This is a genomic window from Lancefieldella parvula (assembly GCF_963530955.1).
In the GTDB taxonomy this organism is placed as follows: domain Bacteria; phylum Actinomycetota; class Coriobacteriia; order Coriobacteriales; family Atopobiaceae; genus Lancefieldella; species Lancefieldella parvula_A.
The window spans coordinates 1-13299 of sequence record NZ_CAUSFQ010000031.1 but is presented as its reverse complement, the minus strand read 5'-3'; the positions used below and the strand labels follow the sequence as shown (position 1 = coordinate 13299).

The window sequence follows — 13299 nt, the reverse complement described above, 5'->3', positions numbered from 1 at the left end:
CTCATCTCCACGACCAACAGGCTTGGTGGTATCAATCAAAAAAGCAATGACATCAGCGTCATTAAGCTCTCCGAGCGCTGCCTTATTGAGCTCTTTTCCAAGAGCGTCTTTGGGCTTGTGGAGGCCTGGAGTATCTACAATGACCAGCTGGGAGTTCTCACCGTTTACCACTGCCCTAAAACGACGGCGTGTTGTCTGGGCAACAGGGCTTGCAATGGCCACCTTCTGACCCATACATGCGTTTAACAGCGTGGACTTACCAACACTAGGACGACCAACTAAGGCAACAAAGCCGCTCCTAAAGGGAGTGGTCTCAGATGAAGTGTTTTCAGAAACTGAATTGGTAGTCATGTATCCTCCAACTTACCAATGAAAAATTGCACGCGAGAAAATCAAAAGTCCTATAAGAGCTGCGGTAATGCTAATGCAGCATGAAGCTGCCGCCGCAATATCTTTGGCTTTACCAGCCATAGGATGAAACTCAGGAGAAACCAGGTCCACTACAGTTTCTATTGCAGTGTTAATGAGCTCTGTAGTTAAAACCGCACCAATACACGCAAGGACAAGTGCCCAGCTTACGGCATCCAAGCCAACAAACAATCCCGCAACTACGGTCAATACAGCAGCTACCGACATACGGCGCAAGTTTGCCTCTTGAGCAAACGCTTGACGTGCGCCTTGTAGCGCAAAAAGAAGACCGCGCTTAAAGCTTGGATGTCTGCCCTTAGATCCCGGAATCATTACTCGTCAATCCCCTCACGGTGGCGAGTCAACACAACTGGCTCAATAGTCCTATCCGTTGAAAGCAGAGCAACAAGGGCGTCTTCACGAGCCTCCATAACCTCTGCCTCATCGTCTTCAATGTGGTCATATCCAAGCAGGTGAAGCATGGCGTGAACAAGCATGAGCCTAAACTCATCTGCCTCCGTAGTGCCATATTCTTTTGCCTGACGTGCAATAAAGTTAGGAGCCAGAATAATATCGCCCAGCTCACACATCTCACCAGGAGCCAAATCTGGATCATCAGGTCGCTCTACCTCAAGTGAAATAACGTCTGTGGGCGCATTTTTTTCTCGCCACTCAAGATTTACCTGCTGAATCTCTTCATCGCTGACAATGGAAATGGACACGGCACAAGGGCGCTCTACACCCTCTTCAGAGAGTACGAGGTTGCAATCGGCTTCAATCTCTTCTACAGAAATTGGGCACTCGACGCCTTCTTCGATCACAATGTCGTACTCGTTATCCACGTTACTCCCCTAGCTGTTTCTTCTCATACGCAGTGTATGCATCAACTATCTTACCAACCAACGTGTGGCGAACAATATCATTTCTATCTAAATCAACAAAAGCAACGTCTTCCAGGTTACCCAACACCTGTCGAGCAACGTCCAGACCACTTCTTCCCACAAGGTCTCGCTGCGTTGCATCACCGGTAATAACAAATTTTGACGAGAAACCCAGGCGAGTCAGAAACATTTTCATCTGCTCAGGCGTGGTATTTTGTGCCTCATCCAAAATGACAAATGCATCGTTCATGGTACGACCACGCATAAATGCAAGCGGAGCAATCTCAACAATTCCCTGTTCAATAAGGTTATTTGCGTACTCCATGGAGGTCATATCAAAGAGCGCGTCATAGAGCGGCCTGATGTAGGGATCAAGCTTTTCTTGAAGTGTTCCCGGGAGAAAACCAAGAGACTCTCCCGCTTCTACAACAGGTCTTACCAGCACAATTCTGCTAATTTGCTGAGATGTTAAAGCAGCAAGTGCCATAGCCACCGCTAGATATGTTTTACCAGTTCCCGCAGGACCAATGCCAAAGGTAATGGAGTTGTTTGCTATTGCCTTTGTATACTCAATTTGACCTTGTGTTTTAGGCTGAATTGCTTTGCCTTTATGAGTTACAAACAGTGTTCGTGTGCCTGTTTGCTCTAAGCTGGCATTTCTTTTTGTGCTATCTAGTAGAAGCTTTACATCTTCAAGCGTTGGCCTAGATCCTGATTCAACCATTTGAATCAGGCGAGAAAAAATAAGTGTTAGCTGCTCAATTTCTTGAGAAGTGCCTGACAAAAAGATTGCTTTACCTCTGATTGAAATAAGAGCTGCACATGACGATTCGATTTCTCTGAGCAAACTATCAGCTGGACCCGTCAGATACAAAGGGTCTACTGAATCAGGAATAGTTAAGCGAATCTGTGTTGGCTCCATGTTCCCCCAATTTACAAACGAGTGGCTTTTAGCGTTCCATTAGGTAAAACTTCGTCAAAGCGCATAGCAATAAGCTCATCAAGCTCAATAGTAGGATCAACCTGAACATCAAAAAGACCGCCAGAAATTCCCCTACCAGGATACTGTACCACCACATTATCGCAGGTACCAACAAGCTTCTTAGCAGCATCAAAGCGCATGGCATTACCCAGATCACGCATTTTCTTGGCGCGTTCAGCCATCACCTTTGGATCTACCTGATTTGGAGCGGTAGCCGCAGGAGTTCCAGGTCGCTTGGAGTACCTAAATACGTGCATCTTTGAAAAGCCCATCTGACGACAAAACTCAAACGACTCTTCAAATTCTTTATCAGTTTCTCCAGGGAAACCAACAATAAGGTCCGTTCCTAACGCAATAGTTGGCAGTACCGAGCGAGCTTCCTCAACAGCGTTGCGATAAAGCTCTGTCCTATACACCCTGCCCATACGAGCAAGCGTAGCGTCACATCCGGACTGAAGGCAGATATGCAGGAAAGGTGCAATTCTTCCGTTGGAGGCAGCAATTACCTCTACCAAACGAGCATTTACATCTGGTGGCTCAAGAGACGATAGTCTCAAGCGACCAACCTCGGTTTTTTCGAGCACATACTCGAGAAGGTCAGGAAGACGTAGAATTCTTCCACCTTCATCCTCAAGTTGAGCCTTATAGCTGCCAAGGTTGATTCCCGTAAGAACAACCTCTTGAGCTCCTCTGCTCATAGCATCTTTTACCTGCAAAACAACTTCACGAGGATCAAGAGACTTACCTGCGCCACGTGCTTTCCACACAATGCAGAAGGTGCAACGATTATCGCAACCGTCTTGAATTTTGATGCCAGGGCGCGTACGACCTGTTGGAGTAGGCTTGGAGATGACAAGTCCGTCGTCGCTTACGGATTCTGGTGCAAAACCTAGCTCTTCAAGAACCCTATCTGCAACTTTGTCCTTCTCGGCTTCTACCACAACGTTAGGAGCAAGCGAGGCAAGTTCATCAGCAAAAAGACTTGCAACACAACCCGTTGCTACTACAAGAGGGGCTCCCGGCATAAGCGCTGCTTTACGCACAGCTTTTCTCGTCTTAGCTTCTGCTTCTGCGGTGACAGCACAGGTGTTGATAACAATTGCCTGAGCTTCATCTTCTTCAACAATGCGACATCCCATGCGAAGCAGTGAATCCGCCATTAAATCAAGCTCAACGCGATTTACCCTACATCCAAGATTTATGAGCGCAATACCATGAGCCATTAGCGCCTCTTCTTGGAAGTCTTCTTGGAAGTCTTTTTGGCGTTCTTATTTTTGTGATCTGAAGAATCTTTACCTTCAGATTGAGTGGTATGTGACTCATCTTGAGTTTCTTGAGCGCCACTTTGTTTGCGCTCATCAATAAGGGAGGTTAGCGTCTTTAACTGATCTTTAGTCAACCCAGTTGAAGTCTCAATGTGAACCAGAACGTAAAGGTTGCCACGGGCCTTAGTGTGCAAACGAGGCATACCTTTACCAGCTACACTTAGCTGCTGACCGTATTTACATCCGGCCGGAATAGCAATCTCAATAGTTTCATCTTTGATAATACCGTCAATGGTCACGGTAGTACCAACAATTGCCTCAAGGGAATCAACGCTCACTGAGGTAAAGAGGTCGTCTCCCCTGCGCTCAAAATCTTTATGCTGGGAAACTTCAATGGTTACGATAAGGTCACCAGAGGTATCACCTCTAACGCCTGCTTCACCTTTACCTGCAATGGAAATTGACTGGCCAGAATGAACACCTGCAGGAATTTCTACAGAAACACGCTCGTGATCAGGAGTTCTTCCCTGACCTCCACAGGTCTCGCAGGCATGCTCGACCTTCTTACCTGTTCCTTGGCACTCTGGACAAACTGTCTGAGACTGCATTTGACCAAAGACGGTATTTTGAACCTGGACTACCGTACCCGTTCCATGACAGTGTGGACAGTCTTCAATTTTTCCGCCCTCACCAAGACCAGTGCCGTTACAGTCATCGCAGGTAGAAAGTCTGTTATACGAGATAGTTTTAGTAACTCCGGCTGCAGCTTCTTCCAACGTAATGGACAACCTGATACCCATATCACTACCACGAGTGCGTTGAGCAGCGCCTCGACCACCATGGCTGCCACCAAAGAAGGAATCAAAGATATCTCCAAAGCCACCAAAACCGCCGCCAAAGATATCTGACATATCCACATAGCCACCGCCAAAACCAGATGGACCATTAGGATCACCATAACGGTCATAGTTGGCTCGCTTTTGCTCATCTGAAAGCACAGAATAAGCTTCGTTTACCTCTTTGAATTTTTCTTCTGCATGAGGGTCATCAGAAACATCAGGGTGCAGTTTTCTTGCAAGCTTTAAAAAAGCTCGCTTGATAGTTTTTTGGTCTGCATCACGAGCAACACCTAAGAGCTCGTAGAAGTCTTTCTTCTCTGCCACGCTTACTAACTCTCCCCTTGTAAAACCTAAAACTTAAATTCCCATATAGCCAACATGGCCCAAACCGGCCGTACAAGCATACAAAGTCATAATAATAATTGAGTAGAAGGCACCATTGATGATTCCCGAAACAAATGCATTCGCAAAGCTTCTCCACCAACCAGCGTTCATCTTTACGCCATCTGCAAGAACATTTCTAATGCCAAAAATCAAAAGCGGAATCAAAACAATAGCAAAAAGTGGTGACCTCAAATTAAGTGCCACAAATACTAAAAGCATTGAGGTAATACCCGTTATACGAGCTCCCGCGCGCTGACGGAACGTCAACTGCTCTGAAGGAACCTTAATATTTACGATAAAATCGCCAGTTGCAGAACCATTTGTTCCTGCATTTCCCATTCCAGGAACTCTGATCTGATCGCCATCATGCGAGTTAGCTGGTACATCAACCATAATTTCACTTGCAGACAAAACACGTCCAGAACCACCACAAACGTCGCAGGGATCCTGCACAACGTGTCCAGCACCATCACACTCTGGACAATCAACTCTAAACTTTCCTACTCCAAAAATGGAAGAAAGATCAATATCAATGTGTCCCGTTCCATGACAGGTAGGACAGGTGGTTGCCTCAGTCTTATGCTGAGATCCCTTACCAGCACAAGCATCACAGGTTACAAAACGCTGGTACGTTATGCCTTTCTTAACACCATTTTTAGCATCAGTATCACTCAGTGTTAAGTCGTAGACAATATCTGCACCTGTCTGAGGCTTATATGCGCGAGAGCGCTTTTGAGATCCAGTAGTCCAATTATTAAAGTTAATATCGCCAAACGGAAAGCCTCCCTCAAAAGGAGAACCTCCATACGCAGATCCACCTGGATAACCAGAGGGGCCATAACCGCCACCGTAGAAAGAGCCACTTCTCATTGCGTCATAACGACGGCGTTTCTCGGCATCTGACAGAACAGCATATGCCTCAGAAACCTCTTTAAAACGCTCTTCAGCATCGGGCTCTTTATTGATGTCTGGATGAAGCTTACGAGCTTTAGTTTGAAAAGCTTTTCTAATTTCTTCAGCTGTCGCGGACTCAGAGACACCAAGGATGGCGTAATAGTCCTTCTCGTTCATTGCAGCCATGAAATCTCTCCGATTCAACCCGTTACAACTTATGATTATAAGAACAGTTGAAAGTGTACCCACATGTTTTTAACTTAATGCAACCAAATCCCATTAAGAATATTCGTTAACTACATACATGAAAAATCGACATACTATCGAATGTGTTCATGACTTTTTCAAACTGCAAATGAAGAAAATTATCAAATGTTTACTTATGATATTCCCGTATTTTAAATGCATACTTAGTTAATAAATCTTTCGAATAGATTTTTTTACCTTTTGAATCTCTAACTTCTTTCCAAAGAACAGAAGCCACCTTTAATTTATTAGAATAGTTATAGCTATTTTCATCTGCACAAAAATCTTTTAAAAATTGATTCCACTGACAAGCCGAATTATCGTATTTCGCATAATCTAAATCACCATAATATACATTTAACAAATCCCTGATTGTAAATGCACTATTGTTCTCTCTCTTAACTTTTCTCCAAGCAGCAGCCATATCAGCAGTAAATTTAAATGGTGAAACTTTTGTTAAAGAAGAAAAATATTCTCTAAACTTTGAATTAAATGAGAAGCCACACTCAAGCAATGACGAATTTAAAGTAACAATTTTTTTATTGACTTTTTTATTCTTTGTAAGTCTTTTCTTAATCAAATTACCTTTAAAATACTGCTCAATAATATTATTGAGCTCTTGTTTTGTACCTCTATATTCCAAACCTAAAGACTTACATATTTGCATAAGTTCTTCACGATACCAGTAATACTTAATAAACTCATCAAAAGATGTAATATCATCAAAATTAGGTCTTTTTTCTCCCATTCTTCAATCCTTTTCTTATTTTTCAATTATTTTGAAACATCAAGTAAATACTAACTACATCAAATAAATTTTTCTAACATTATCTTAAATCCCAAAGACGTCCATAGAGCTCGTTTCCAAGCAGCCAGCCCTTCTCGGTAGGCCTGTACGTAGTTTTATCCTTAGAATCTTCGTTATTGACGCATTCTAGCAGCTCATCATGCAAACAGGAGTCAAGCACTTTTTGCATCGATGGCGCTCCAAATACTCGTTCAGACTCATTCAATAGCGCAGGCGAAATTGGTTCCATAAGGCGAGCATGCAGCATCAAATCTTCTGCCACAGCTTCTCTATGGGTTAAAAATTCAACATCAAACTCTGTCGAGAAGAGCGATGCGCCTTCAGCAATTTTTTTTGGAGAATCAACAACTACCAGCCGTGCGCGAGCAGCTTCTTGTGGACGAGGAGGTAAAGAGGTGTTCTGCTCTGCAAGCATATCGTACTCAGGTGCGGTGAGCATGCTTGCAGCGCTGGTACCAAGACCAAGGTACGATTCTCCCGTCCAGTACATCTTATTGTGCTTGCAGCTCTTCTGATTTCGTGCGTAACTTGCTACCTCGTAGCGAACAAATCCCGCCGCTTGAAGCGTCTTTGAAGCAGCTTGCATTCGATCTGCCTGCACGTCATAGGCGTTCCAAGGAGTGTCTTTATCTTGGGTTTGTTTAGCTAACGCCGTGCCGTCTTCAATAGTAAGCGGATAGACACTCACATGGTCCACCCCAAGCGAGATAAACCTTGAAAGCGAATACTCCCAGGAGTTCTCTGTTTGCTCGGGAATAGCACACATGAGGTCAACCGACACGTCGTAACCACGCTCTTTTGCGGCTAAAACCCTGTCATACGCGAGGTCTGCCGAGTGAATTCTGCCAAGCCTCTTAAGCTCGTTGTCGTTAAAACTTTGAACTCCCAAAGAAATTCTCGTTACTCCACCTTTAGAGAGATTGGCGAGAAGATCGTCAGATAGTGAGTCTGGATTTGCTTCCATGCTGAACTCACTAGGCTGCGTAAGAGCTGAGACGTTCTGCGCCAAATCTGCCGCATCTTGCCCAAGCAAGCTGGGAGTTCCGCCTCCCATATAAACCGTTTTAGTAGCTGCTAACAGCCCAAGTTGAGCGGCTTCATCTAGCTGATGTTTTAGTGCATTAACGTAATTTTTCATGCGATTATCGTCTTGTCTTGTGGACCAAGAAGAAAAATCGCAATAGAAGCATTTTTGTGCACAAAACGGAATATGCAGGTATAACGCAGGAGTAGCCGTTTGGTTGTATTTAGACTGCCAGGAATCCACAACAGATCACTAGCTCATAAACAGATTGTGCTCAGAAGATTCTTGCTCACCCTCAAGCTGCTTGACAGTTGCTTTAATCTCTAGCGCAAGATCAATAAAATCCTGGGCCGTAACGCACCTTACTGACTTTCCACGCCAATAAGCTGCGTTTGGAATACCTCTAAAATACCAGGTAGAGAGGCTTCTAGCGCGAGCAATATGAATATCTGCAGCATCAAGCAACTTTACGTGCATCATAAAAGATGCAAGCATTTGATCAAGCGTTGGAACAAACACAGGTTGACCCTCAACTAAAGCTTGAGTGTTCTTAAATATCCACGGGTTTCCGTACGTTCCACGAGCAATCATTACAGCCGTCACACCTGTCTCTGTAAGAGCATGAGCTGCTGCTTCAGCAGAGAGCATGTCGCCAGAGCCTATGACCGGAATTGAAACAGCATCACAAACTCTATTAACGGTCTCCCACTCTGCCTGACCACGATACATCTGGGTAGCAAAGCGACCGTGAATAGCAACGGCAGATGCTCCAGCAGCCTCCATGGCGCGAGCAAACTCAGGTGCCACTTCCTCATCCTGACGTCTACCACGCCTAATCTTTACAGTAACAGGTACGTTAACCTCAGACAGACAAGCCTTAACCAAATCTGCAGCAAGCTCTGGGGTGTCCAGAAGGGCTGAACCCTCCCCTTTTTTAACCACCTTAGGAACAGGACAAGCCATATTGATATCGATAAGAGCCAGCTTATCCCCTAAACGCTCGCTAATCTGAGCTGCTGCTTCTTTAAACTGATCTGGCTTTGAACCAAAGAGTTGAACAGCAATATCGGGCTCAGTTGCAAGAGACTCTACAAGCTCCCAGGTTTTCTCGCCACCATAATGAATTCCTGCAACAGAAACCATTTCTGAATACGCAAGACCTGCTCCGCCCGCTCGAGCCATAGTGCGATACACACCATCGCTGACGCCAGCCATAGGAGCCATAAGCACGGGATTTGCAGACAGGCGCTCCTTGAGTGTGGTACCTGACGCAAAAGGAATAATGCGAGAAGAAAGACCAGCTTCAGGGGCACAGGTTGCAATAATAGTTTGAAGCGATTCCACAGATACCTTCTACTCGTCATCAACCTTGAGAACAGCCAAGAATGCCTCTTGAGGCACTTCGACCGAGCCTATCTGCTTCATGCGCTTCTTACCCTCTTTTTGCTTCTCGAGCAGCTTGCGCTTTCTGGAAATGTCGCCGCCGTAGCACTTAGCTAAGACGTCTTTTCTACGTGCGCGAACGGTAGAGCGAGAGATGATTTTATTGCCAATTGCACCCTGAATAGGAACCTCAAAGAGCTGCTGTGGAATAATGCCTTTAAGCCTGTCGCAAAGGCCGCGAGCAAGATCGTATGCTTTGTCCTTGTGAACAATAAACGAGAGCGCATCAACAACGTCTCCAGCAAGCAAGATATCAAGCTTAACCAGGTCAGAAGTTCGATATGAATCAAACTCATAGTCAAGTGAGGCATAACCTTTAGTTCTACTCTTAAGCTGGTCAAAGAAGTCCAGGATAAGCTCAGCCAAAGGAATGCTAAAGATCATCTCGACGGACTTATCAGACAGATACACCATGTCTTCAGATACGCCACGATGATCAACAACAAGCTGCATAACCGTACCAACAAACTCAGGAGGTACAATAATCTTTGCCTTTAGGTATGGCTCATCAATGCGGTCAATCTTGGTGACCTCTGGAAGATCTTGAGGACTGGTAATCTCAATCATAGTTCCATCGGTCTTGTACACGTGATAGTCAACAGAGGGACTGGTGGCAATCAAGTCCAGATCAAACTCACGCTCAAGACGTTCTTTGACAACCTCCATGTGGAGAAGACCCAAAAAGCCTACTCTGAAGCCAAATCCCAAAGCAACAGACGTCTCTGGAGACCACGTAAGAGATGGATCATTAACGTGCAACTTATCAAGTGCGTCACGGAGATTCTCGTACTGTTTGTTATCAACCGGGAAAAGACCAGTAAATACCATCGGTTTTGCCTCGCGGTAACCCGGTAGTGGTTCTGCACAAGGATTTTGCTTATAGGTAAGCGTGTCTCCAACGCGGACAGCTTCAGGATCTTTGAGGCCAGTTACCACATAGCCAACTTCACCAACAGAAAGTTGGTCAACAGCCATCTCAAGAGGTCTCTTAGCGCCAACTTCTTCAACAAGAAAAGGCATAGATCCCTGCATCATAAGAAGCTGATTGCCGGCCTTGATTGAACCATCAAAAACACGCACTGTTGCAACGACGCCTCTGAACTGGTCAAAATACGAGTCAAGAATAAGCGCCTTAAGTGGAGCTGTAGGGTCTCCCTTTGGAGGAGAAACCAAATACACCAAAGCCTCAAGGAGCTCGTGAATACCCTCACCTGTTTTACCAGAGACACATACCGCATCATCAGCCGGGATAGCAAGAACATCTTCAATTTCTGCACGTACCTCTTCAGGTCGAGCAGATGGAAGATCAATCTTATTGATTGCAGGAACAATATCCAGGTTAGCGTTCATGGCCAACATGGCGTTTGAGACAGTCTGTGCCTCAACACCTTGCGTTGCATCAACAACCAGCACTGCACCCTCACAAGCAGCCAAAGACCTTGAGACCTCATAGGTAAAGTCAACGTGGCCTGGGGTGTCAATCAGGTTGAACTGATAGCGCTCTCCGTCATCTGCGTCATACATGACGCGGACTGCGTTTGATTTAATGGTAATTCCACGCTCACGTTCAATGTCCATAGTGTCCAAGAGCTGTGACTCCATATCGCGTTCTTCAACGGTATGAGTAAGCTCCAAAATGCGGTCACTGATGGTAGATTTACCGTGATCGATGTGCGCAACAATAGAGAAGTTGCGAATATGTGAAGTATCCTGTGTATTCATAAGGAAAATAATAGCGTAAACTACCCCCTTCGTGCTATACTTCAACAGCTGCCTCAAACGTGTCTCAGCGAAGAGGCCTCACATAGTAAACACCGAAAGGAACCGCACGTGGCTAACATCAAGTCTCAGAAGAAGCGTATTCTCACCGCTGAGAAGGCACGCCAGCGCAACAAGGCTGTCCGTTCCGAGCTTAAGACTGCTATTAAGGCAGTTCGCACTGCTGTTGAGGCAGGCCAGCTTGAGGACGCACAGGTTGCAGCTAACAAGGCATCCCGCCTTCTTGACAAGGCTGCTTCCAAGGGCATCGTACACAAGAATCAGGCTGCTCAGCGTAAGAGCGGCATTCAGAAGCTTGTTAACACCCTTAAGTAGTTCTTATCTACTTTTAAACTTTTTAAAACGGACTCCTTGGAGTCCGTTTTTTCTTACCTGAATTCTTTGAATCTACACATTTGCGACGCCGCACAGAGCAAAGATAAGCTTGGTCATTGTGGTTGTTTTATCTTCTCCGCTCTTAAGACCACGTTCTGCATCTGCACAGAGGCCCAGAATATGTTCAAGCTCGCCATCTGCAAATTGACGCGCCCATCGTGCATAATTTCTTACTTGCCAGTCCTGCTTGCCCAAAACTGGAGCAATTTCCCGTTCTGTACCTCGCTTAACCATAGACCTGGCGCAAATAAGCTCTCTTACGCGTCCAGTCATTAGTGACAGATTTCCAATCGCTCCCGATTCATCCATCTGACTATAAAGCTCCAAAGCCTTTTGAGCATTTCTCGCTGATAAACTGTCGAGAAAATCCCACGGCTTGACCTCAACCACTCGAGCAACATGAGTCTCTACAAACTGAACGTCAATTGCACCAGGACGACCCAACAGAGCTGCTAGAGATTTAATCTGAGAATCAAGCATGGTGGTATTATCACCAACACGACTTACAAGCTCGTTGGCCACATTTGCTGGAATTTGTAGCCCATACTTTCTTCCTAGATCTCCTATATATTTAGGCAATTCACTTCTGGTCATTGCACCGCAATTAATAACTGCGAGCTTACCTAAAGCGTCAACTGCTTTGTAGAGCCTTGTTGTTTTGGCAAGTTTACTTGCAGAAAGCATCAGCGTAGTAGTTGGATTGGGGTTCTTTAGATACTCAACAAGAGCCTCTGACACAGACTTAGGCAATTTACTTGCATCATCAATGACAACAATTCGTCTAGAATCACCCATAGGAAGTGTTTGAGCGGATGACAGAACAGATTCTGGAGTCAGCTCAGCACTTACAGAAATCTCATCAAGGTTAAAGGTAATAAAACTCTGGTTAAGACGGCTTTTAAGCTTATCAATAGCCCTTGCACGCTTCATCTCATCAGGGCCAACAGCCAAATATGCAGCTAGTAACTTAGCCTGCTCCGCCATCTTTTTCCTCCTCTAATTCTGTATCTACTTTAGCATGTTGCACGCTCACCCTAGGTCCATGTTCTCCAGGAAATACCGTGACGTCTCCATAATCTTTTGTGCAATAAAATCTTGCACCGACACCCTCTAAGATATCCACCGCTTCCTGTTTAGGATGTCCATAACGATTATTCTTTCCAGCACTTGCAACTGCTACCTCGGGTTTTAGCGCGCGAGCAGTTTCTGGATAGAGTGACTTTGCCGCTCCATGATGTCCAACTTTTAAGAAATCAATATCTCCAACATCACCCGATGTCACCGTCTCTTTAGTTTGATCTCTTTCAGCATCTCCCGTTAAAAGCGTAGTTAAAGTATTTTGCCCATCGTTATACGTCACATAGAGCTCAACCGACGCATTATTAGCTTCTTTAGCTTTATATCCCCTATGTGGCCACACTACCCGGACATGAAAGCGACCAACATCAAATTCATCCCCATATAAAACTTCATAGGAACAACTACCAGAAATTCTCTGAATGGCTTTTTGTAACTCATGCTTTTCTTGTTTTGTTATTCCTTCTCCAACTAATACCCGGCCTGCCTTTACCGAACCAACCATATACCTCACGCCACCAGCATGGTCCTCATCAAGATGTGTGAGCAAAATTGCATCAAGATATGAAATATGTTGGCGCTCCAGAGCATCGTTAACCGCATCTCCCACGCTTGTATCTACAAGCAGGGAGTGTGCGCCATCGCTTAGCAATATGGCATCTCCCTGACCAATATCCATCACACAAATCCTTGTTGGCGAGAAAAACTTCCAGTAGATACTTAAACCCAAAATAAGCATAACTACCATTGAACATATGCCAACTAAAACCGCTCTTTTTCCCTTAGGCCAAAACACGTAAAGAGCCACCATTGCTGCAAACACAAGCAATGAAACTATCAAAATCATTTCAATTAACGACAAGCTTGCAAAAGATCTTTCAGATAAAAAAGAAG

14 protein-coding genes are annotated in these 13299 nt (G+C 45.0%); 1 reads left to right on the top strand and 13 read right to left on the bottom strand.

The window, feature by feature from the left end:
• The 11 genes from RWJ43_RS03505 to lepA all read right to left on the bottom strand — a co-directional run.
• A partial coding sequence (locus tag RWJ43_RS03505; protein ID WP_314007823.1) for a GTPase occupies positions 1-351 on the bottom strand: 351 nt, incomplete at its 3' end.
• Between the two features lie 12 nt (positions 352-363).
• Complete coding sequence (locus tag RWJ43_RS03500; RefSeq protein WP_314007821.1) at positions 364-741, bottom strand: diacylglycerol kinase family protein; 378 nt, start codon at positions 739-741, stop codon at positions 364-366.
• Entirely contained in the window at positions 741-1250 is a 510-nt protein-coding gene (gene ybeY / locus RWJ43_RS03495) for an rRNA maturation RNase YbeY (RefSeq protein ID WP_314007818.1), read from the bottom strand. Before ybeY ends, RWJ43_RS03500 begins: the two co-directional genes overlap by 1 nt.
• Position 1251: 1 nt before the next feature.
• Positions 1252-2211: a PhoH family protein gene (locus RWJ43_RS03490; protein WP_314007815.1), complete on the bottom strand. Its 960-nt coding sequence runs from the start codon at positions 2209-2211 to the stop codon at positions 1252-1254.
• Positions 2212-2222: 11 nt separating this feature from the next.
• Positions 2223-3494, bottom strand: a complete 1272-nt coding sequence (locus RWJ43_RS03485; RefSeq protein WP_314007812.1) for a MiaB/RimO family radical SAM methylthiotransferase — start codon at positions 3492-3494, stop codon at positions 2223-2225.
• Positions 3494-4699: a molecular chaperone DnaJ gene (dnaJ, locus tag RWJ43_RS03480; RefSeq protein WP_314007809.1), complete on the bottom strand. Its 1206-nt coding sequence runs from the start codon at positions 4697-4699 to the stop codon at positions 3494-3496. The genes RWJ43_RS03485 and dnaJ overlap by 1 nt, the downstream gene beginning before the upstream one ends.
• Positions 4700-4732: 33 nt before the next feature.
• On the bottom strand, positions 4733-5839 hold the full coding sequence (locus tag RWJ43_RS03475) for a DnaJ domain-containing protein (protein ID WP_314007806.1): 1107 nt from the start codon (positions 5837-5839) through the stop codon (positions 4733-4735).
• A gap of 190 nt (positions 5840-6029) precedes the next feature.
• Positions 6030-6647 (bottom strand): SAP domain-containing protein, encoded by a 618-nt coding sequence (locus RWJ43_RS03470; RefSeq protein ID WP_314007803.1) that lies wholly within the window; start codon positions 6645-6647, stop codon positions 6030-6032.
• A gap of 79 nt (positions 6648-6726) precedes the next feature.
• Positions 6727-7974 (bottom strand): radical SAM family heme chaperone HemW, encoded by a 1248-nt coding sequence (hemW, locus tag RWJ43_RS03465; RefSeq protein WP_314007800.1) that lies wholly within the window; start codon positions 7972-7974, stop codon positions 6727-6729.
• Between the two features lie 9 nt (positions 7975-7983).
• Entirely contained in the window at positions 7984-9075 is a 1092-nt protein-coding gene (gene dusB, locus RWJ43_RS03460) for a tRNA dihydrouridine synthase DusB (protein ID WP_314007797.1), read from the bottom strand.
• A gap of 9 nt (positions 9076-9084) precedes the next feature.
• The gene (gene lepA / locus RWJ43_RS03455; RefSeq protein WP_314007794.1) at positions 9085-10896 is read right to left on the bottom strand and encodes a translation elongation factor 4; all 1812 of its coding nucleotides are present in this window, start codon (positions 10894-10896) and stop codon (positions 9085-9087) included.
• A gap of 108 nt (positions 10897-11004) precedes the next feature.
• Between lepA and rpsT the strand changes: the two genes are divergently transcribed.
• The gene (gene rpsT, locus RWJ43_RS03450) at positions 11005-11268 is read left to right on the top strand and encodes a 30S ribosomal protein S20 (RefSeq protein ID WP_314007792.1); all 264 of its coding nucleotides are present in this window, start codon (positions 11005-11007) and stop codon (positions 11266-11268) included.
• Between the two features lie 72 nt (positions 11269-11340).
• Here the strand turns inward: rpsT and holA are convergent, their stop codons facing one another.
• Together holA and RWJ43_RS03440 are read right to left on the bottom strand one after the other, a co-directional pair.
• Complete coding sequence (gene holA / locus RWJ43_RS03445; RefSeq protein WP_314007790.1) at positions 11341-12312, bottom strand: DNA polymerase III subunit delta; 972 nt, start codon at positions 12310-12312, stop codon at positions 11341-11343.
• The coding region (locus tag RWJ43_RS03440; protein ID WP_314007787.1) for an MBL fold metallo-hydrolase at positions 12296-13299 on the bottom strand (1004 nt) is incomplete at its 5' end. The genes RWJ43_RS03440 and holA, both read right to left, overlap by 17 nt.

Coding starts and splice junctions, on each gene's coding strand:
- RWJ43_RS03485 (WP_314007812.1), bottom strand. CDS start 3,494: ATGGCTCATGGTATTGCGCTCATAAATCTTGGATGTAGGGTAAATCGC.
- RWJ43_RS03470 (WP_314007803.1), bottom strand. CDS start 6,647: ATGGGAGAAAAAAGACCTAATTTTGATGATATTACATCTTTTGATGAG.
- RWJ43_RS03475 (WP_314007806.1), bottom strand. CDS start 5,839: ATGGCTGCAATGAACGAGAAGGACTATTACGCCATCCTTGGTGTCTCT.
- lepA (WP_314007794.1), bottom strand. CDS start 10,896: ATGAATACACAGGATACTTCACATATTCGCAACTTCTCTATTGTTGCG.
- holA (WP_314007790.1), bottom strand. CDS start 12,312: ATGGCGGAGCAGGCTAAGTTACTAGCTGCATATTTGGCTGTTGGCCCT.
- RWJ43_RS03490 (WP_314007815.1), bottom strand. CDS start 2,211: ATGGAGCCAACACAGATTCGCTTAACTATTCCTGATTCAGTAGACCCT.
- RWJ43_RS03500 (WP_314007821.1), bottom strand. CDS start 741: ATGATTCCGGGATCTAAGGGCAGACATCCAAGCTTTAAGCGCGGTCTT.